Genomic DNA, 19,626 nt, shown 5'->3' with positions numbered 1-19,626 from the left:
CTAAACAATAAAATCAAGGTGCTGAAACGAAATGCCTATGGCTATCGTAATTATTTACATTTTAAAAATAGAATTTTATTGATGATGCGCTTATAATAATTGTTGATCTGTAAAAAAAGAGGTGAAGTAACCAGTCGGTTACCTCACCTACTCATCAACCCTATTTGACAAAGAGCCGACAAATTTAAGCTCCTTCTTCGCCTTAGAGATAAGGTGAAGACTATTGTAAGACTGGTATTAATGGCCAATAATCAAGCAAATATGCAAAGCAGCGAGCTTAGAACGAAAAACACCTTTCCATTCTAAGCTCGCTGCGTTTTATGTAGCGGGTGAAGAGGCCTTTTGTCCAGCCTCTAAATTTATTTTAGTAGTTCATCTGTTTGCTTCTCGACTTCTTTTTTCACATCTTTTAGTTCTTCTTTTGTATCAACTTCAATATCTTCAATTTTGGCACTCAAGATGTCTTTAGATTGACTGAGGTCTTCTTTTACATGATCCCATTCTTTGCTTGCTTCTTTCTTTAATTCTTCAGCAGAACGTTTAATATGATCAGCTGAAGTTTTAAGATTTACACGGAAATCTTCACTCGCATCAGAAGCTGCGTCATACATCTCTACACCTCTTTCCACGGCATAGTCTGTATAATCATTAGCCCGATCAATCCAATAATCTAATTCTTCATTTAAATCTTCACGTAACTCTCTACCTGATTTAGGAGCATATAAAAGAGCAGCTGCCCCTCCAATAAGAGCGCCTAATAAAGCTCCCGCTAAAAATCCATCATTATTTTTCATATTATTTTGCCTCCTTTAAATTAATTGAAATCTCACCAGCTGTTTTAGAAGGTTTTCCTTGAATAAAGGAATCTAAGCTTCTCTTTTCCTGTTTAGCTGGATCCTTAGCCAAAATCTCTGAATTTTTGGCTTGTGGCTTCACTTTGAAACGATTTACCATTCGCGATGCTTTTTGAATTGAATCAATTGGTGATTTTTTCTTGTTTTTCTTAAGCATATTTGAAACAAAGTTCGATGTCATTTCTTTAGTCGAGTCATTTAATTCAGAAACGGATGTTCCGACATCACCGATAGCAGTAAATAACGGATCGGTTTTTCCTAATTTAGCATTTAAATCATCTACAAGTGTATTTGACTTGTTCAGTAAACCTTCTACCTCAATTGATAGATGGTCAACATCTTTAGTCACCACATCAATGGTATTATTTAATTTGCTCACCGTTTCCTTCAGATTTGTCAGAATTTCACCAATTTTCATCAAGGTCATCGATAAGAATACAACGAGAATTGCAAAGGCTAAAGCTGCAATCATGGCTGCAATTTGACCAATTGTCATATCTAATCCTCCTTTGCTAAGTTACTAGCTTAAATATATCATGAAAGCGCATTTAACTCAAAGATAAGGGCTTAGAAATGAGCTATTTATTTATTAATTTTTTCTCACGCCCTTGTTGGAAGTTTGAAACCCTTAACTCTTTTAAACTTGTACGATGCAAGAAAGCATTTATTCGTTTTAAAATCATATTTCGAGTAATAATACCAATGAATTTCTTTTCTATATGGTTTTCAACCACACATAAAAAATTATTATCTACCAGTTTATGCAAAATTGATTCGAGCTTTTCGTTCATTGTTATAAATTCTGGTTTCCTTAAGTCTAAATGCTTAATTAATTTATAATTAAGGTTGTCAAAGTCTATGTCTTCTAAAGTAATAGCTTCTTTAACAATCATGTTAATACTTACTAAGCCCACTATTTGACCATTTTGATTGACCACAGGAATCATCGAATAGTCGACTTGATTAAGGACTAATAAGCCGTGAATTAATGAATTAAAGTCATAAAGATAGACTACATTATCAGCCGGGATAATAACTTCTTTTAGATTTTCAACAATATTTTTTGATAAGTTAGGATCTATCAAGATCAATCAGCTCCATCTAGTTTAAAATAATAAGACAAATCTTCTAACTGTATTGCATGTGAATTATAATAATCAACCTTAATAAAGTCATCGGAAATTTCAACTATAGAAAATGTTTTTTCTTGAATTTCGCCCCTTGCTTTTGCAATGGAACCAGGGTTCATAAATAAGATTCCTCGCTTCATTTCAGCATATAGGCGATGTGTATGGCCGTGGAAAACATATTTGGCATTCTTTTGTAAAGCTAATTCTAAAAGATTAATGTTTCCTTGATTTACTTGATACAAATGGCCATGAGTAATCAAAATTTTTCCCTTAGGGGTCGATAAAATTTCGCTAGATGGATAGCCTGGAGAAAAATCCATATTTCCTGCTACTTTAACATCGACAGCCTGCCAAATAGGATCATCAAATGAAAATTCTGAATCACCACAATGAATAATATAATCTACTTTATCCTTAAACTGCTGAATGATGTTTTTTACAATAGAGTAATTTCCATGATTGTCACTTAATACTAACAATTTCATCTCTATCCCTCCAACCAATCATTTAGTTTTTCTTTTAACTTCTCCACTGCTTGGCCTCTGTGAGAAATTTGGTTCTTACGTTCCGCAGAGATTTGAGCAAAGGTTTGTTGATCTTGAGGATAGTAAAATAGTGAATCATAACCAAAGCCACCCTCACCGATAGGCTCTTTGGTAATGATTCCTTCTACATTACCTTCAACAACTAATGAATCTTTTTGTGGATCTGCTAATACGATAACGGTTGTGAAATAGGCTTTTCGTTGATCACCGTTAAATTCTTTCAAATTTTCTAAAAGTTTCAAACGGTTTCTTTCGTCATTTTTTTCTTCTCCAGCATAGCGAGCCGAATAGACACCCGGCTCATTATTCAGTGCTGGAACACATAAGCCTGAATCATCTGATAGGGCTAAGCAGTTCATTTCCTTAGCGATTGTTTCTGCTTTTAAACGTGCATTCTCCTCAAATGTTGTACCTGTTTCTTCTACTTCTGGAATTTCAGGATAATCAAGCAAAGATTGAACTTGTAAATCAAAAGCTTCAAAAAGAGCTTTAAACTCTGCTATTTTTCCTGGATTATGACTAGCTATAATCAGTTTCATAAATTACTTCTCCTTTAATTTCACATTTTCTGACATCAAGATCTTTTCGAGCTAGCCAGTCGCTAGCCATTCGATCAAAGTGTTCGATGTCTCCTGTTGTATAGAAAGTTTGTGTAGGAGATTGTTGTAAGGCATCATTTGCTGTTCGACTTAAGTTAAAATAATCCAACAGCATACTAACATCATTAATTGTTTCAACTCCTGAATCAATCAGATGAACCTTAGGACCAACTACTTCTTGAATTAAACCGCGCATGATTGGATAGTGGGTACACCCAAGTACTAATGTGTCAATTTCTTTTTTTAATAGCGGGGAAAGTTCTTGCGACACTTTTTCTTTAGCTTGGCTACTATAAATTTGGCCAGTCTCTACCATTTCAACAAAAGACGGACATGCAAGTCCTTCTACGACCACATCATTTTTTTTATTGATAATCGTTTTTTCATAAATTTTACTCTGAATAGTTCCGATCGTTCCAATCACACCGATTTTTTTATTATTAGTTTGGATAATGGCAGCTCGACTACCGGGTTCAATTACGCCAACAACAGGTATGGGTAAAGTTCGCTTCAAATCTTCTAAAGCTGCAGCAGTCCCAGTATTACAAGCAATCACAAGCATTTTAATGCCTTTTTCACGCAAGAAATTGCTGAGTTGCCAAATATACTTCTTAACTTCATTTAACGGACGCGGACCATATGGACAACGAGCATTATCACCAATAAAAAGAACGGATTCATTAGGAAGTTGTTTTAAACTCTGTTTAACAACTGTTAATCCGCCGAATCCAGAATCAATAAAACCGATGGGTAAGTCTTTCATAAAATTCTCCTCACTTCACAATTATTATTTTAACATATCTATGCAAAAAAAGAATGGAAGTCATCTTGTTATTTACTAAAAAACAAGGCCCTTAATTAACAACCTACTGAAGTTGTTTGCAAGGCCTTGTTTTAAAATTAATTAACTTTTTTCTCGTTTTTCCATATAGCAAAGGACTTTTTAAAACTACCAATTAATCCTTTTTCACTATAAACTAGAACATTTGATTTATAGAACACAACCGATAACCAAATCGATAAGGCTAAGAAAACAATCGCAACTAATACCGATAACCATATTTCACTAGTGGCAACTGTGTCATTAGCCAAACGGAAAGGCATAATAAAAGGCGTAAATAATGGGAAATAGGAGCCTAAACGAACAATGGCTGAGTTAGGTGACTGCATACCGTATAAGGCAATATAAAAGCCTGCTACTGCTAATAAGGTGATTGGGGTGATCATTTTATTGACGTCTTCAGTTTTAGAAACTAATGAACCTAAGAAAGCTGCAAGTATTGAATAAATTGCCATTCCTATAACAGCAAACAATATTCCATATAATATCACCGGTCTAGCTTGTGAAATATAATCGCTGATTATGGCCGGATCAAAACTTTCGCTCATGGCTTGTGTGCCAGCTTGAATATTTTCCATATTTTCAGATGAGTTTACAAAAAATTGGGCTAATACTAAGCCGGATACATAGGAAATAATAACTCCTAGTATACCATATATGACTAATTGAGTAAGAATTACCAAGCCCACTCCAATCAGCTTACCTAAAAAATGCTGGGTAGCGGTGATACTGGAGAGAATAATTTCCATGATTTTAGAGCCCTTCTCTGCCGCAATTTCTTGAGAGACTATGGATACGTAACTCATAATAAACATTAAAACCACAAAACACACTACATAAGCCACTCCAATTTTAGCGGCAGTTACTGGATCATTTTCTGAAACCTCTGTAACAGCGCCATCATCGTCTGGTTGGATGCGAATAGTTTCAATGTCAACAGCACTATCTTTTAATTGATTCACTTCTTCTTGTTTTAAATTAAATGCTTCTGCTTGTTTTTGAATGCGATATTCTGAAAGTACTTCTTCGATATTATAAGTGGCAATATTCTTGCCTGAATTATGGCGATAGAACTTAGCATTAAGATCTACATTTTCGCCTTCAACAACTAAATAACCATCAATTTCTTCTGCAAATAAGGCTTCTTCAGCTTGCTTTTCATTTAAGTCAAATTGGTAGTCATTTTCATCTTCTATTGCAGCAATCAATTGATTAATCTCTGCATTTTCAGATACAATTCCAACATTGCCGACTGAAGAGCTGGATTGGTCAAGATAAATAAAATAACCGATTGCTAAAATAACCAACCCCATAATAATGGGGCCTGCTATCATCCAGAAAAAAGCCCAAGACTTCACATTTTTCCGATAAACCTCTTTTGCTACAAGCCACATTTTATTCATGAATTCGGTCACCTACTTTCAACTTAAATATTTCCTCTAAGGTCGGTGGTTGTTGAGAGAACATTGGGATAAATTGTCCTTGAGTGATTGTTTGGAAGATGCTAGGACCAAATGATTCATCGCTAAGATTTAAGGTGTAATGATCAGGGCTGGTACGAACTACCGAATCTACCCCTTCAATTTCTAGCAGGCTAGCTTCATTCCACTTTTTACTTTCAATATAAATGCGAATACGTCCAAACTGTTCTCTAACTTCATTAATCGAACCGTAAAGAACTTGCTCACCATCAAGAATCATGGCTAACTTATCACATATTTGTGACACATTTTCCATATTATGACTAGAAAAGATAATGCTCGATCCACCTTCTTTTAATTCTAAGATGCCTTGTTTTAAAAGGTCAGCATTGACTGGATCTAGGCCGGAGAATGGCTCATCTAAAATAACTAATTTAGGTCGATGGATTAATGTAGCAATCAATTGTATTTTTTGCTGGTTTCCTTTAGAAAGCGTATTAATCTTATCTTTTCGTTTACCTTTTACGGCAAATTTATCCATCCATTCATCTATTTGAGTGATAATATCAAGGTGTTTCATTCCTCTAAGGCTAGCGAAATAGACAATTTGTTCTTCAATAGTCATCTTTTCATAAAGACCACGTTCTTCTGGTAAGTAACCAACTAAATCATATAATTGATTATTAATCGGCTTTTGATTCCAAGTAACTAGTCCCCCAGGTTCAGGATTTAAGAAATCTAAAATCATTCGAAAAACAGTTGTTTTCCCTGATCCATTTGGACCAATAAATCCCATAATCGTTCCCGATTCAATGTCAAAAGAAACATTCTTTACAGCTTGAAAACTACCAAATTTCTTGGATAGGTTTTTTACTTCTAACATTATATCCTCCTCTTAACTTTTTATGATTATTTCACATTGTCTAGCAGCGGATCAGTATCTTCACTGGTTGGAATCACTTCTTCTTGAGCCGCTTTGTCGCCAAATATTTCCGTCAAATCGACTAAATGAATGTTTGATCGATCATCTAATTTAAGCGTGATTGTTTGTCCTTCTTCTACAAATGGTAGGTAATCATTCAATTTTGCAGGCACTTGATAAACATTACCATCTAACATGAAATAATAGAAAGTTTCCCCCTCTTTTATAACAGCTTGGATTTTTTCAACTTTTCCGGTTACTTTTTCTAATGTGTCCTCATTGATTGCCTCTAAAACCACAGGATTATCTTCCCCATACTTTTGGATAAGCTGAGTCATATTGCTAGCAATGTAGACTTTCTGATAATCTTGAACATCTACTAAGCTATAATTTTTAATAAGACCGGAAGAGTCTTTTAAAGTTAAAATATACATAGGATTGCCTTGTAAGTTAATCAAGAGAGGGAATGTTGCAATATATCCTTTTTCTTGAACAGACCCTTCAGCTGAAGCCATAGCAGAGAACTCTTCGGCAGCAGATAAATTGTACATAGTAGCTTCTTTGGTTCTTAGATTAACTAATACAAAGCCAATGTTTGATTCATCTGATACAACAGAAGTGATACCAGTATAGAGGTAAATATCATCATTCATTGGTAGATAATTATAACCTTTGGAGGTTTCTGTTACGCCTTCTTTGGCAAAAACTGAGTTCCAAAAACCATTTTTATATTTACCGTTTTGGTCTAACTGGTGCATGATTAAGTCAGCAGAATAAACGCGGTCTACCCAAGATGGGATCTCATCCATGGAGTATTTTTGGTGTTCTCCTGTCATCGCATTAACAATAATTAAACCATTAGGTTCTGGCTCATTAAGAAAGAAATTTCGTCCATAGCTAGTAGCTATATAATAAGGATTGCCCTCATCATCGATTTCAAAGTCAGGGCTTTCAAAAATACTGAATGGATAATTGAATCTTAAATGTCTAGAAATATTCCGACCGAAATGATCTGAATAAGAATATCTAATCGGTTTTTCAGGTGTTTTTACTTCCACTTTTCCAGTAACATTATCAACTTGAAGATAATGTGGGATTCCTTCTGAAAAGTTGTTTAACCACTTAAACAGTCCTGCATACTTCAAGGGAGTTACCCGGTAGGGTTCTGCTTCAATATTGATTTGGGTATATTCATCCGATACTTCAAATTGAGAAACAAGCTCAGTTAAAGCTCCTAAATAGCGATCTCCAAGGCGCACTGCTGTATCTCGATCCACTAATGGCACATTATCAATATTAACTTCAGGAAAAGTGGTCTCGAAATCTTTATTGACTGGTGAGATCATTTGACCATAATCTTTTGCCATAAAGAAAGGAGAAAAAACAAACTTCCCAATTAATCCTACTAATAAGACAATAACAACCGGCCAATAGAACAAGCGGTATTTCTTTGGCAATTTGCCGAATTTAATCTCAGTAACTTGATTAGGATTATTCTTGATCTGCTTGAACCACTGATTGGAATCTTTAATCAATTCGATGGCAAAAACACCGGCCACAATTAATAGAAGAAAAAACCAGCTTTGATAAGAAGCGTAATGGATAGGTGGTAGTGTGAGATAATAATAAACAAAGATAGCCAATGCTAATAATACATACAAATAGTTTGGATTAAATGAACGCTTGTTGGCTTTTTTATTAATCGTTTTTTCAGGTGTCACATCTTTAATAATCAATTTAAAACCCACTTTCTTTTTTCTGACTGAAATATGTAGAAATTTCTTTTATAAAAGGCTCAAAATGAATAGGACCCACATTACTTTCATTTTGACTAATAGAAAAAGGAATCATTTTCTCAATAATATCTGCTGTCAATCTAACAGAGTCTTTCAAGCTGTCACCAGCGATTCGACTGGCAGTAATGATTGAAGCAACAGTGTCTCCAGTTCCAAATATGTAACCATCAAAATACTCGTGAACTACAAGTCCTTTTTCACCCGATTGGCTGGCATAGTAGAAACCTAAGCGATTATTATCACTTCGATCATCTTTAGCTCCTGTAATAATGACATTTTTACAACCTAAAGTTAATAATTCATCGGCGATATCAGCAATCTCATTTAATCTGAAGTCCTCTTTGTAGTCTCGTCCTAAAATCAAACAAGCTTCTGTTAGATTGGGCATGACTAATTCTGCATACGGTATTAATTCACGCAAATAATGAGCGACGTCTTGATCAAAACCAGCATAGAACTGACCATGGTCCCCCATAATCGGATCCATATATAATGCAATGTTTGGATTGATTTCTTTTTCTTTTAAAAGATAGGTTTTCAAATCATCTATCTGCTGAGTATCAGCAAAATAACCCGTTAAAATTGCATCAAAATGATAGTCAACTTGCTGCCAATGGTGCAGCATTTCTTGATAAGCATTTCCCATGGAATAACGAACTAAATCCCCTTTTTCTCCAGCATGCGAAGAAAGGATTAAAGTTGGCAAAATAGTAGCTTCTAATTGGGCAGCAGCTAAAACTGGCAAATTAATTGAACCCGCTACTCTTCCGGCACCAGGAATATCATTAACAACTAAAATAGTATTTGAATAATTATTGCGATTAAGTGAAAACATAAGAACCCCCTACATTTATATAATCATAGTACCTCTTTTAAGCAAATAAATAAAGATAATTCATACTAAAAAAATAGCAGAGACAATGTCTCTGCTAGGGTGAGTGGTTTATCTTGTTTATAAAACTGTTTCAATATCAAAAAACTCTCTGTCTTGCGATTCAGCCACGGCAATGGATGTTAGATGTCCAAGATAAGTATTGATACCTAATAAAATCGCATCATTTTGCTTGGCAGCTTCTTTAATGCCTTCCCTAGCAATTTCTTTAGCATATTGTAAAGTAGCATTGGTCAAAGCAATGGTGGAAGTTCTTGGGACAGCTCCTGGAATATTAGCCACTGCATAATGAATAATATCATGTTTAAGGAAAATCGGTTCCTTATGAGTAGTTGGTTTAGTTGTCTCAAAGTTTCCACCTTGGTCAACTGCAATATCAATTAAAACGGAACCTGGTCTCATTTCTTGAATGGTTTCTTCTTTAACAAGAACTGGTGCACGGCGTCCAGCTATTAAAACTGATCCGACAACTACGTCTGAATCGATCACAGCTTTATGAATGTTTGTTTCATTCGACATCAATGTCTGTACACCATTACCAAGAATATTTTCAATCTCAGCCAAACGTTGTGGATTAATATCAAGAATTGTCACATTAGCACCTAAACCGTAAGCCAATTTAGCGGTATTAAAACCGACAACCCCTCCACCAATCACTGTCACATTGGCACGACGAACACCTGGTACACCACCAAATAAAATACCTGGACCACCGTGGTTCTTTTCTAATAAACGCGCTCCGATTTGAACAGCCATTCGACCGGCTACTTCAGACATGGGTGTTAATAAAGGAAGTGTCCCCTTATCGGCAACCGTTTCATAGGCTACTCCAATTACACCCTTATCGAGCAAGGCTTGTGTTAATTCTAGTTCAGGAGCAAGATGTAAATAGGTAAATAGAATAAGTCCTTCATAAAAATAGTCATATTCCTCTTTAACTGGCTCTTTCACTTTAATAACCATTTCTGCTTTCCAAACTTCTGCAGCTGTTTCAACGATACTTGCTCCAGCATCAATATATTCATGATCAGTAAACCCTGAACCCAATCCAGCCTCTTTTTCAACAATTATCTCATTTCCAGCTGAAACAAGTTCTTTAATATTATTAGGGGTGAGTCCTACACGATCTTCATTTGCTTTCAATTCTCTAGGTACTCCAATTTTCATTAATAAATCCCTCCTTTGTTTTTTTTATTATACCACATGCTCTTTTCATCACAAATAAATTATATGATTATATCTTAAAATTTAAAGGGCCCAGCTTCTGAAGTTGGGCCCTTTTCTTAGTTATTCTAAATATGCTTTTTAAGCACCTCAGTCAAACGATCTTTATCATGAAAACCGACAAGTTTTTCTACAACCTGTCCATCTTTTTTTATAACCATGGTTGGAATGGACATAATACCGAATTCACCGGCTATTTTAGTTTCTTCATCGACATTCATCTTGAAGAAATTTACTTGTCCTTCCATCTCTTCTGATAATTCATCAATAATTGGAGATTGCATGCGACACGGTCCACACCATGGTGCCCAAAAATCTACAATGCTTACTCCTTGTGCTGTTTTCGTTTGAAATTCTGAATCTGTAATTGCCTTAACCATCTTAAAGCCCCTTTCACTAATCACGTTGATAGATGTATCTTAGCACATCAAAAAGGTCTTTGACCATTTATATGCTTACTAACTAATCGAAGTAAACCCTTGTTGAACCATCTCCTCCAGCGTTTGGTGGGGAGTATTCGAAGTGATCGACATGAGGATGATTGCTTAATTGATCTTTGACACCCTGTCTCAATGCTCCTGTACCCTTACCATGGATAATGGTGACCAGTGAATGGTTGGATAGAAGAGCTTGGTCTAAATACTGTTTCAACTTACTCATCGCTTCTTCGTACCTCAAACCACGTATATCTAAAGTCGTTTTTACCTTAGATCCAGCTTGCCTTTGTACATTAACCTTCTGCTTAGGCTCAACCTTACCAATCGGTTTTAGCTCGTCAGCCGCAATCTTCATCTTAATAATGCCCATTTGAACAACATACTCATTTTTTTCAACTTGTTCAAGCACAGTTCCTCTTTGTCCATAGGATAAGACCTCGACATCATCGCCCACCTGAATCTTTTTAGACTTTTTAACCCGTTTTAAGACTTTATTCTTTTTCAAGTTTTCTGGTTGTTTTAATTGATCAAAAGCCTTTTTCTTGTCGATTAAAACATGTTCTTTAATGGTTTGATTTTGTCCTTGGACTAACTGTAAGTCTCGAATTTCTTGCAGCAATTCTTCCGCCTCTTTTTGAGCTTGTTCCACTTTCTCATTAGTCTGACGCTTAGCTTTTTCAACTAAGTCATGCTTTTGCTCAAGATAGCGGTCATATTCAGTTCGTAAATCTTGCCATAAGAGTTCTGCTTTTTCTAAGAAAGCTTGAGCTTCTTTATTTTTTAGCTCACTTTCTCTTCTTTCACGCTCTAATTTAGCAACCATTTCGTTCAAAGATTGACTATCTTGTGAAATTCCTTCTTGAGCCCCCTCCAATATATCTTGTCTCAAGCCTAATCTTCTTGAGATTTCAATAGCATTGGACCGACCAGGTACACCTATCATTAAGCGATAAGTTGGCGATAAGGTCTGAACATCAAATTCCATAGAGGCATTAATTGTTTTTGCTCGTTCATGGGCATAAACTTTTAATTCCGGATAATGAGTTGTTGCTAAAACAGTAGCCCCTACTTTCCTTAAATAATCTAAAATAGAAATAGCTAAGGCTGCACCTTCTTGCGGATCAGTTCCAGAACCGAGTTCATCAAATAAAACGAGGGATTGATAGTCTGCTTCTTCGACTATATTCACAATATTCGTCATATGACTGGAGAAGGTAGAAAGAGACTGCTCAATGGACTGCTCATCTCCAATATCAGCATAAATCGATTGGAAAACGCCTAATTGAGAACCAGAATCGCAAGGAACATGAAGTCCTGATTGTCCCATTAATTGAATGAGACCAATCGTTTTTAAAATAATCGTCTTACCACCGGTGTTAGGACCTGTGATTAAGAGAATATGATAGTTTTCACCAATTAATATATCATTTGCTACAATATCGTCCGAATCAATTAAAGGATGTCTGGCTTGCCATAGAGCTACTTGGTTATCAATTGAAAAAACAGGCTTTGTCGCCTTAATCGCTTTAGCATACTCAGCTTTAGATTGAATAAAATCTAATTGGGCAATCATGGATTGATTATGTTTAATTTCTTCAACATAAGGCGCAATCATTAAAGATATTTCAAGAAGAATTCTTTCCATTTCGGTACGCTCATCTATCTCCAATTGGGCTAAGCGATTATTTAACTCCACAACAACCTTCGGTTCCATAAAGACTGTCTGACCAGTTGCTGACTGATCATGAATGGTACCACCAAATTGACCTTTATACTCCGCCTTAACGGGTAGAACATAACGATCGTTCCTGATAGTTATTAAGCGATCGCTCAACTGATTCCCTTTAGTTTTTAGTAATTGATTCAGTTGGTTGCGGATTTGATTTTCTGTTTGACTTTGATTTTTTCTAATAGCTGCCAATTGAGTGGATGCGGAATTTAAAACCGCCCCCTCATCACTTACCGTTGATTGTATTTCTTTGATAACTTGTGGAAGACTCACGCATTGATCCACCCAATACTTCAATGAAGGATAGATTTTTTCTTCAGCTTCTAAATCAGCAAAAAATTGTGTTACTTGATTGGTAGTAGTCAATAGGCGGCCAATTTGTCCTAACTCCTTAGGGTTTAAAGCAGCTGAAATCTCCAGCCGTCTAAAGGCCATACTTAACGCTACTAAGCGAGGAATAGGTATGTTCTTACCTTGTTGAAGAATTGCTAAATTTTCTTCCACTTCCTCTTGCCATTTTTGAATTGTTTCCAAATCGGTGGATGGCTGCATTTTGAGAATCTTAGATTTAGCCATCTCGGTATTTGCAAAGTGGGAGACTTGCTGAATAATTTTATGATACTCTAATTTCTCCAAAGTTTTACTATTAGTCATCAAAGATTCCCCCTTTCCTATTAATAATCATTAGGATCCCAAGCCAAACTTCCCTACAAAGTCGGTCAAAATAGGCGTGGAATCCACCATTCTAAAAATCAATGGGTTGTTAACAAATTGCTGTTGGATAAATTCTATAGGAATTAACGATAATAAGTATAAAACCATAAATACGATAAAATAGACAACAGCGAAATTGAGTACACCACCAATTAACCGATTACTAATATTTAAAACACTATAATAAGTTACTTTGGTAAATAAAATGGATAATACATTCGTTAACAACCAGCCGATTAACCAGATAATTAGAAAAGTAATCAATTTATAGAAAGTTTGATCGAGTAGAAAAGTTTGAGCTTCCGTATATAGAGCGAGTTGACTATCTGGTTGGACAGCTGGAAATGGTATAATCATCTCCACCCACTTGCTCAAAACATCAAAATATTGTGTAGCAATGATATAGGTAATAATATAACCTAACAATCTTACAATCTGCATAATCATTCCTGACCGATAGCCAGAGTAAAAGGCGAAGGCCAAAATTAAAATTACAATAACACTTAACATAAAGTACCCCCTCTAATGATTTCCTCATTAGTCCTGTTCAAAAAATTCATAATCATTCTATTTCTTTAAAAATTAGCCTAAGCCTAGTCTTTTCTCTAGCGCTGCAATTTTTTCTTCTTTTGTAATCTGGTCTGAAATAGCATTAATTGCCATCAAAATAGCGCGATCTTCTTGAGTCAAATTGGGATCAAGTTCTTTTAATTGTTGTAATTGTTGAGTCAGTAATTGAACAACTGCATCCATGTGCTCTCTCGAACGATGACCCACAATGGTATAGACTCTGCCTTCAATCAATGCCTTATAACGGTTCTTCTCTTCCATGTAATCTCCTCTTTAAGCTTGATTCTCCCACTATTTTACCAAAAGTCCCTCTATAATGCACCTTTCCTATACGAATATTAAAGAAGATGGTAAACTGATAATTATGATAGCCAATTCATAAAAGGTGGGATATAAATGAACAGCGTCACTCTCGAAGTAAAACCAGCAACTCTTAAAGTTATGGAAGAAAATTACCAAAGACACTTAATTGACCCCGTTCCCTATAGCCTCTTTAGAGCTAAATTAGCTTATGTAACCATTACAGCTTATAAATCTGGCAAAGTCCTCTTTCAAGGAAAAGCAGCTGAAGAAGAAGCGCGAATATGGGCTAAAGACTTGCCTCAATCAATCCACACGAATTTTCTCGAAAACAACACTCATTTACCTGACCGGATTCAATTTAAGAATTTAATTGGGTCGGATGAAGTGGGAAACGGATCTTACTTTGGACCCTTGACTGTATGTGCAGTCTATCTTCCTTTTGAAAAACAAGAATTAATTAAAGAACTTGGCGTAAAAGATTCTAAAAATTTATCTGATCATGAAATCGAAAGCATTGCGGCTAATCTCATACACTCAGTTGATTATCATTTAACAATTGCTAATCCACAAAAATACAATCAAATGATTAAAAAATATAATGCTAACGGACTTAAGGCGAGATTACATAACTTTACTATTAAAGAACTATATAAAAAACTATCTCCTGAACAGAAAAAGCAACTTGATGGAGTAATAATTGATCAATTTACGTCAGAAAAGAATTATTACCAACACTTAAAAAACGAAAAGGAAGTTTATCGCGCCCATGTCTATTTTGCTAAAAGGGCCGAATCTATTCATCTGGCCGTTGCTTGTGCTTCCATTATTGCAAGAGATGCCTTTGTTAAAAAACTTCATTCGCTCGGTGAAACTTTTGGCGGCAAACTACCTTCAGGGGCAGGCAGAAATGTTGATCTTTATGCATCAAAATTAATCGACCGCTATGGGATTGAAAGTCTCAATCAAACAGCTAAACTCCATTTTGCTAACACACAAAAAGCTAAAAAGTTAAGCAAAAAATATCGTCATTAAGAAAAAGCTGCCGATTTTTATCGACAGCTTTTTTATAGTCAATGCGAGGGTCATTTATCTAGTCAATTGTAGTTTCAGGAATATTTTCCAGTTGATTGATTAATTTTACATAGCGAATAAATTTAGCTATACATTTTTCTAAATGGTCAACTGTTTTAGGGTCGGTAATGTTCCCTTCAGCATCAAATTTATTTTTAGCACCACCTAGTAAAAATTCATTTCCAGGGAAGACATAAGCATCCACTCTAGGAGACTCCAAAATTTGATCCATATGTAATTGAGCACGCGAGGTCCCTTGTTCCAAATAGGATGCTCCAATAACATACACAGGCTTATGAATAAAAGGTGTAACTTTATAAGATAGCCATTCAATTGTAGATTTTAAAGCAGGTGGAACAGTATGGATATGTTCTGGGGTGGCTATTAATATACCATCCGCTTGAAGTATTTTTTTATTTAATAACTGAATCGCCGGATGATCTGTTTGATCATTACTAGCATCAAACATCGGAATTTGGTTAATTTCAAGAATTTCTAATTCAAAATATTCAGCAAAGTGCCGCTTTATATACTGTAATAATAAACGATTAGACGAAAATTCTGCATTAGAGCCTACGATTCCTACTAATTTCATATTATCCCCCCTTACTCTTTAGCTTCGAACTGTTGATGATAGAACTTGCGAGCTTCATCCACATTTGCTTGATGCCTTTCTTGTAATAGTTCTGTGACACCAATAAATTGAAGAAAATCATTAAAATAAGCTTCTAACTGATTGACCTTATCTGGGAAAACTAAATTCCCTTCTTTATCAAAAGCCTCTAAAGAGTTCCCCATTAAAAATTCACAACCAGGCATAAGCATTGCACGAATAACTGGTGCATTCATAATTGAACGCAGGTGTTGTTGGGCTCTAGAAGTCCCTAAAACACCATAGGAAGTTCCCACAATCATTAAAGGTTTATCCACAAAAGGAAATATATTATAAGATAACCAAGATAAAGCGTTCGTCAAAGCGGCTGGAATAGAATGATCGTACTCTGCAGTAGCAATAACCACTCCATCGGCTGCCTCAATTTTTTCAGCCATTTCAATGATTACCTCAGGTAATTTCCCATCCGCTGGTTTATTAAAGATTGGCAGGCCTCGAACTTCAAGTAATTCGATATTCGCTCTATCTTGAAAATGTTTTTGAATAAATTGTAATAACTTACGATTGGTAGATTCCGTAGAATTATTTCCAACGATGCCAACAATTTTCTTCATATTATTATACCTCCATAGAATAGTATTCCTAATTAGAATAAAGATAATAGCGTCAAGAAAATAGGGGGTAAAAAGATTGCCGGTGTATAATTTAAAATCTTTAATTCAGTAATATTTAAAATATTCATGCCTAAGCCAATCAATAATAGTGATCCTACTGCAATAATCTCATTTACCACTGCTACTGATAAAATAGGAGCTAAAAAGCCTGCTAAGATTACTAATAAGCCTTGGATGATTATTACTGGAATTGCCGATAGTAAAACACCTGCTCCCAAAGATGAACTCAATAGAATGGCGGTAATGCCATCTAAGATTGACTTGGTATAGAGCGTGGTATTATCACCGGTTAATCCACTTTCTAAAGATCCTAAAATAGACATTGAACCAATACAAAAGATCATTGCTGCTGAAATAAAACCTTGCCCTAACTGACTATCAGATCCTGGTTTTGATATTTTTTTTTCAATTAATGAAATCCCATAAGTTACCTTTTGATCAATATCAATTGATTCCCCAATCATTGCTCCTACAACAACTGACAAAATCATAACAATCGTATTTTCTCCAGCTAAGGTGCCATCAATTCCAATTGCGAGCACGCATAAAGCAATACCATGCATCAATCGCTCATGGATTTTTACAGGGATTCCTGCCTTTAAACCCATACCGATTAAACTACATATAACGATTACGATACCATTAATAATTACACCCATCTTAACAAATCCTTCACATAAAATTAAGAGCATCCAAAGGATACTCTTGCTTGACTGGCGTACTATCTCACCTTGACACTTAATTATTATAAAGATAAATTCATGATTTTTCCATAGAAAACCAAGAACTAATTTTATTTTAATAATTGATTGGAATTTAGTAATTTATCAACTTGATCTTCTGCAGCAAAACCATCCTGCCCATCTTCAACCAAACACATATCAATTAAAGTTTCTTTAGAAAGCGATTGGTTCTTTAAATCATCACCATATAAATTAGAGTGTTTGCGGTAAATACGATATAGTTCTGTTACGATCACTTTAAGTACTGCAAAAGCAGGAACACCTAGAATCACACCCGTTACACCAAATATGCGCCCCGCTCCTAACAGAACAATTAAAATTGTAACTGGATGGATTTTTAAATTCGAGCTAAGAATTTGCGGTTGAATAAGTCTTCCTTCAACTAAAGCCTCAATCCCTATAACCAATAAGACCTTTATTAACATAAAAGGAGAGGCAATTAAACCAATAATTATGGCAGGAATAGCGGCAATGACTGACCCAATATAGGGAATGACATTAAGAAAAGTAGCAAGTACTCCTAAAGTAATCGCATAGTCTAGGCCTATAATGGAAAAACCAGCAGCGAAAATCATGCCTACAATAATTGCAACAATAATTTGGCCACGAATATATTGACCAATCTGATAGTGAGATTGATAAATCATAGTCTTAGTCGTTTCTCTATAGCGATCAGGAATATAATAAAGTATTTTAGGGAATAGCTTATAACCTTCTAATAAAAGATAATAAAGTAAGACAGGAATAGTAACTAAGCCGGTTACAACCGTTGAAACTGTACCTATCACGCTACCTAATCCACCAAAAGTCGATGTAATTAGCGGTTGAATTTGCTGGATAAGTCCGTTTAAATCAACACTCCCCTCTTGATTAGCCAGATTAGGAAAGACTTCATTAAAATCAGGTAGTAAAGGAAGCTTGTTAAATACATCTTGAATTCCTGCTACATATTTAGGTAAATCATTAATAAATGAGCGCGTCTGACTTTGTACTATCGGCACGAGTGTAGCTACACCCCAAGTTACTAATAATGAGAGGCCAATAAAAATTAACCATATTGATAAATGACGGTTTACACCGCGTCTAGAGAGTTTAACCACTAAGGGCGAGAACAGATAGTACATAATGCCCGTTCCAATGAAAGGAAAGGCAAAGAAGTTCAAGAAATCAAAGAGTGGTTGAAATAAATAAGAAATTTGTGTAAAAGCATAGATTGCCAAGACAATTAAAATAAATTTTAATAGCCGAATAACATTGCGATCATTCAAGAATTCTGACTTAAATAAAAACTGATTTAATTTTCGCATCAATACCCTCCTATCCTATATGAATTCATCTCAATCATACCACAAATAGAATTAAAATGATTGGCTTAACTACGATATAAATCTACCCTTATGCTATAATACTTTTGAAGAAGAAAGGAGTCCATCTTATGAAAGAAAAATATTTTTTAGGTGGTTATACCCGTCGAGTTAATGAAGGATTAACATCGATCACTTTTGATTCTCAAAAAGAAACTTTCACAGAAAGAGAGTTAATCGATACAATTCAAAACCCCACCTATCTTGCCCTCTCAAAAGATAATCGCTATTTATTTACAATTGAAAAAGAAGAACCTTTTTCAGGAGTGGCAGTATACAAAAAAAAGCATAATGATACCTGGATTAAAAAAAATTATTTTTATCACACCAAAGCAGCAGGATGTCATCTTTTCTATTTAGATTCTAAAAAAGTCCTCTACCTATCAAACTATCATGAAGGCACTATAGAAATCTATCACTTAAATGATGATGAAATAAAACATATACAGACTGTTGCCCACGATGGTTCATCTGTCCATCCTAATCAAACTCAGTCTCGTATCCACTTTACCTCTACTTTCAATCAAGATAAGTTTCTTTATGTTTGTGATTTGGGTAGTGATAAAATTTATGTATATTCCTTAGCTGAGAATGGCTCAATCTCCCATCTTGAGCAATCTTTAAATATTCCAGCTGGAACCGGTCCACGGCATTTAGCAATCCATCCTAATCAGAAATTTATCTACATTATTGGTGAGCTGAATAATACCACGATTTTATGTCATCTAAAACAAAATGGCCATTTAGAGATTATTGAAAGTTATCATAATATTCCAACCGATAGTCACCCAGAAGCCACCGGAGCTGCAATTAGAATTTCAAAAGATGGTAACTTTTTATATGTTTCGACACGCTATCAAGATCAAATTACCCTCTTTGGAGTGGATAAAACTAGCGGTAAGTTAAGCCTTCTACAAAGTATTTCATCATATGGAAAAGTTCCAAGAGATTTCTGCTTATCGCATGATGAAAAATATTTGATTGTGGCTCATCAAGATTCTGATTACCTTACTTTATTTAAGAGAAATTCTGAAAGTGGAATAATTTCTTTAACCGATACAAAAGCTTATGCTCCTGAATGCGTTTGTATATTAGCATTAAATAATAAGTAAATTTCATTAAAAAATATATTCAAAAAGTTAGTGATTAGTTAAAAATCAAAATGATTAGCAGATTCAATAGAA

General features: G+C 35.1%; 22 protein-coding genes. 3 read left to right on the top strand and 19 right to left on the bottom strand.

Going from position 1 to position 19,626, the window contains the following annotated elements; genetic code table 11:
* A partial coding sequence (locus ACQV2G_RS06390) for a transposase (RefSeq protein ID WP_428876396.1) occupies positions 1 to 96 on the top strand: 96 nt, incomplete at its 5' end.
* 263 nt (positions 97 to 359) lie between these two features.
* Here ACQV2G_RS06390 and ACQV2G_RS06385 read toward each other — a convergent pair.
* The 15 genes from ACQV2G_RS06385 to zapA all read right to left on the bottom strand — a co-directional run bounded on the left by ACQV2G_RS06385 (position 360) and on the right by zapA (position 13,935).
* The gene (locus ACQV2G_RS06385; RefSeq protein ID WP_428872980.1) at positions 360 to 794 is read right to left on the bottom strand and encodes a YtxH domain-containing protein; all 435 of its coding nucleotides are present in this window, start codon (positions 792 to 794) and stop codon (positions 360 to 362) included.
* A gap of 1 nt (position 795) precedes the next feature.
* Positions 796 to 1,350, bottom strand: coding sequence for a DUF948 domain-containing protein (locus ACQV2G_RS06380; protein ID WP_428872979.1), 555 nt, complete (start codon positions 1,348 to 1,350; stop codon positions 796 to 798).
* A gap of 82 nt (positions 1,351 to 1,432) precedes the next feature.
* Complete coding sequence (gene cbpB / locus ACQV2G_RS06375; protein WP_428874651.1) at positions 1,433 to 1,945, bottom strand: cyclic-di-AMP-binding protein CbpB; 513 nt, start codon at positions 1,943 to 1,945, stop codon at positions 1,433 to 1,435.
* Positions 1,942 to 2,469 (bottom strand): metallophosphoesterase, encoded by a 528-nt coding sequence (locus tag ACQV2G_RS06370; RefSeq protein ID WP_428876394.1) that lies wholly within the window; start codon positions 2,467 to 2,469, stop codon positions 1,942 to 1,944. Before ACQV2G_RS06370 ends, cbpB begins: the two co-directional genes overlap by 4 nt.
* Positions 2,470 to 2,471: 2 nt before the next feature.
* On the bottom strand, positions 2,472 to 3,068 hold the full coding sequence (locus tag ACQV2G_RS06365; RefSeq protein WP_428872973.1) for an XTP/dITP diphosphatase: 597 nt from the start codon (positions 3,066 to 3,068) through the stop codon (positions 2,472 to 2,474).
* A complete protein-coding gene (racE, locus tag ACQV2G_RS06360; RefSeq protein ID WP_428872971.1) occupies positions 3,049 to 3,891 on the bottom strand; it encodes a glutamate racemase in 843 nt (280 codons plus the stop codon). The genes ACQV2G_RS06365 and racE overlap by 20 nt, the downstream gene beginning before the upstream one ends.
* Before the next feature lie 137 nt (positions 3,892 to 4,028).
* Complete coding sequence (locus ACQV2G_RS06355) at positions 4,029 to 5,372, bottom strand: ABC transporter permease (protein ID WP_428872969.1); 1,344 nt, start codon at positions 5,370 to 5,372, stop codon at positions 4,029 to 4,031.
* Positions 5,365 to 6,273, bottom strand: coding sequence for an ABC transporter ATP-binding protein (locus ACQV2G_RS06350; RefSeq protein ID WP_428876393.1), 909 nt, complete (start codon positions 6,271 to 6,273; stop codon positions 5,365 to 5,367). The genes ACQV2G_RS06355 and ACQV2G_RS06350 overlap by 8 nt, the downstream gene beginning before the upstream one ends.
* Before the next feature lie 26 nt (positions 6,274 to 6,299).
* Positions 6,300 to 8,048, bottom strand: coding sequence for a hypothetical protein (locus tag ACQV2G_RS06345; protein WP_428876392.1), 1,749 nt, complete (start codon positions 8,046 to 8,048; stop codon positions 6,300 to 6,302).
* Between the two features lies 1 nt (position 8,049).
* Positions 8,050 to 8,943, bottom strand: a complete 894-nt coding sequence (locus ACQV2G_RS06340) for a bifunctional hydroxymethylpyrimidine kinase/phosphomethylpyrimidine kinase (protein WP_428876391.1) — start codon at positions 8,941 to 8,943, stop codon at positions 8,050 to 8,052.
* A gap of 117 nt (positions 8,944 to 9,060) precedes the next feature.
* The gene (gene ald / locus ACQV2G_RS06335) at positions 9,061 to 10,167 is read right to left on the bottom strand and encodes an alanine dehydrogenase (protein WP_428876390.1); all 1,107 of its coding nucleotides are present in this window, start codon (positions 10,165 to 10,167) and stop codon (positions 9,061 to 9,063) included.
* A 125-nt stretch (positions 10,168 to 10,292) separates the two neighbouring features.
* On the bottom strand, positions 10,293 to 10,604 hold the full coding sequence (trxA, locus tag ACQV2G_RS06330) for a thioredoxin (protein ID WP_428872961.1): 312 nt from the start codon (positions 10,602 to 10,604) through the stop codon (positions 10,293 to 10,295).
* A gap of 82 nt (positions 10,605 to 10,686) precedes the next feature.
* Positions 10,687 to 13,044, bottom strand: coding sequence for an endonuclease MutS2 (locus ACQV2G_RS06325; protein ID WP_428876389.1), 2,358 nt, complete (start codon positions 13,042 to 13,044; stop codon positions 10,687 to 10,689).
* 30 nt (positions 13,045 to 13,074) lie between these two features.
* Positions 13,075 to 13,614, bottom strand: a complete 540-nt coding sequence (locus ACQV2G_RS06320) for a CvpA family protein (protein WP_428872958.1) — start codon at positions 13,612 to 13,614, stop codon at positions 13,075 to 13,077.
* Between the two features lie 72 nt (positions 13,615 to 13,686).
* Positions 13,687 to 13,935: a cell division protein ZapA gene (gene zapA / locus ACQV2G_RS06315; protein ID WP_428872956.1), complete on the bottom strand. Its 249-nt coding sequence runs from the start codon at positions 13,933 to 13,935 to the stop codon at positions 13,687 to 13,689.
* 135 nt (positions 13,936 to 14,070) lie between these two features.
* Here zapA and rnhC point away from each other — a divergent pair, with 135 nt between their 5' ends.
* The gene (gene rnhC, locus ACQV2G_RS06310; RefSeq protein WP_428876388.1) at positions 14,071 to 15,009 is read left to right on the top strand and encodes a ribonuclease HIII; all 939 of its coding nucleotides are present in this window, start codon (positions 14,071 to 14,073) and stop codon (positions 15,007 to 15,009) included.
* A gap of 58 nt (positions 15,010 to 15,067) precedes the next feature.
* On the opposite strand, the gene ACQV2G_RS06305 is transcribed toward rnhC, so the two are convergent.
* The 4 genes from ACQV2G_RS06305 to ACQV2G_RS06290 form a co-directional block, all read right to left on the bottom strand.
* Positions 15,068 to 15,643 carry an NADPH-dependent FMN reductase gene (locus ACQV2G_RS06305; protein WP_428872952.1) on the bottom strand — a complete coding sequence of 192 codons (576 nt, stop codon included), beginning with the start codon at positions 15,641 to 15,643 and terminating at the stop codon, positions 15,068 to 15,070.
* 11 nt (positions 15,644 to 15,654) lie between these two features.
* Positions 15,655 to 16,275, bottom strand: a complete 621-nt coding sequence (locus ACQV2G_RS06300) for an NADPH-dependent FMN reductase (RefSeq protein ID WP_428872950.1) — start codon at positions 16,273 to 16,275, stop codon at positions 15,655 to 15,657.
* A 32-nt stretch (positions 16,276 to 16,307) separates the two neighbouring features.
* A complete protein-coding gene (locus ACQV2G_RS06295; protein ID WP_428876387.1) occupies positions 16,308 to 16,994 on the bottom strand; it encodes a DUF554 domain-containing protein in 687 nt (228 codons plus the stop codon).
* 134 nt (positions 16,995 to 17,128) lie between these two features.
* Entirely contained in the window at positions 17,129 to 18,385 is a 1,257-nt protein-coding gene (locus ACQV2G_RS06290) for an AI-2E family transporter (protein ID WP_428872946.1), read from the bottom strand.
* Positions 18,386 to 18,513: 128 nt separating this feature from the next.
* On the opposite strand from ACQV2G_RS06290, the gene ACQV2G_RS06285 reads away from it, so the two are divergent.
* Positions 18,514 to 19,554: a lactonase family protein gene (locus ACQV2G_RS06285; RefSeq protein WP_428876386.1), complete on the top strand. Its 1,041-nt coding sequence runs from the start codon at positions 18,514 to 18,516 to the stop codon at positions 19,552 to 19,554.
* Positions 19,555 to 19,626 lie beyond the last annotated feature (72 nt).

This window comes from Facklamia sp. P12955, from assembly GCF_050409565.1.
Lineage (GTDB): Bacteria > Bacillota > Bacilli > Lactobacillales > Aerococcaceae > Facklamia.
This window is presented reverse-complemented; position numbering and strand designations above follow the sequence as displayed.

Excerpts from the sequence above, each read along its gene's own strand:
- ACQV2G_RS06385 (WP_428872980.1), bottom strand. The coding sequence starts at position 794 with ATGAAAAATAATGATGGATTTTTAGCGGGAGCTTTATTAGGCGCTCTT.
- ACQV2G_RS06380 (WP_428872979.1), bottom strand. The coding sequence starts at position 1,350 with ATGACAATTGGTCAAATTGCAGCCATGATTGCAGCTTTAGCCTTTGCA.
- ACQV2G_RS06370 (WP_428876394.1), bottom strand. The coding sequence starts at position 2,469 with ATGAAATTGTTAGTATTAAGTGACAATCATGGAAATTACTCTATTGTA.
- ACQV2G_RS06365 (WP_428872973.1), bottom strand. The coding sequence starts at position 3,068 with ATGAAACTGATTATAGCTAGTCATAATCCAGGAAAAATAGCAGAGTTT.
- racE (WP_428872971.1), bottom strand. The coding sequence starts at position 3,891 with ATGAAAGACTTACCCATCGGTTTTATTGATTCTGGATTCGGCGGATTA.
- ACQV2G_RS06355 (WP_428872969.1), bottom strand. The coding sequence starts at position 5,372 with ATGAATAAAATGTGGCTTGTAGCAAAAGAGGTTTATCGGAAAAATGTG.
- ACQV2G_RS06350 (WP_428876393.1), bottom strand. The coding sequence starts at position 6,273 with ATGTTAGAAGTAAAAAACCTATCCAAGAAATTTGGTAGTTTTCAAGCT.
- ACQV2G_RS06340 (WP_428876391.1), bottom strand. The coding sequence starts at position 8,943 with ATGTTTTCACTTAATCGCAATAATTATTCAAATACTATTTTAGTTGTT.
- ald (WP_428876390.1), bottom strand. The coding sequence starts at position 10,167 with ATGAAAATTGGAGTACCTAGAGAATTGAAAGCAAATGAAGATCGTGTA.
- trxA (WP_428872961.1), bottom strand. The coding sequence starts at position 10,604 with ATGGTTAAGGCAATTACAGATTCAGAATTTCAAACGAAAACAGCACAA.
- ACQV2G_RS06325 (WP_428876389.1), bottom strand. The coding sequence starts at position 13,044 with ATGACTAATAGTAAAACTTTGGAGAAATTAGAGTATCATAAAATTATT.
- ACQV2G_RS06320 (WP_428872958.1), bottom strand. The coding sequence starts at position 13,614 with ATGTTAAGTGTTATTGTAATTTTAATTTTGGCCTTCGCCTTTTACTCT.
- zapA (WP_428872956.1), bottom strand. The coding sequence starts at position 13,935 with ATGGAAGAGAAGAACCGTTATAAGGCATTGATTGAAGGCAGAGTCTAT.
- rnhC (WP_428876388.1), top strand. The coding sequence starts at position 14,071 with ATGAACAGCGTCACTCTCGAAGTAAAACCAGCAACTCTTAAAGTTATG.
- ACQV2G_RS06305 (WP_428872952.1), bottom strand. The coding sequence starts at position 15,643 with ATGAAATTAGTAGGAATCGTAGGCTCTAATGCAGAATTTTCGTCTAAT.
- ACQV2G_RS06300 (WP_428872950.1), bottom strand. The coding sequence starts at position 16,275 with ATGAAGAAAATTGTTGGCATCGTTGGAAATAATTCTACGGAATCTACC.
- ACQV2G_RS06295 (WP_428876387.1), bottom strand. The coding sequence starts at position 16,994 with ATGGGTGTAATTATTAATGGTATCGTAATCGTTATATGTAGTTTAATC.
- ACQV2G_RS06290 (WP_428872946.1), bottom strand. The coding sequence starts at position 18,385 with ATGCGAAAATTAAATCAGTTTTTATTTAAGTCAGAATTCTTGAATGAT.
- ACQV2G_RS06285 (WP_428876386.1), top strand. The coding sequence starts at position 18,514 with ATGAAAGAAAAATATTTTTTAGGTGGTTATACCCGTCGAGTTAATGAA.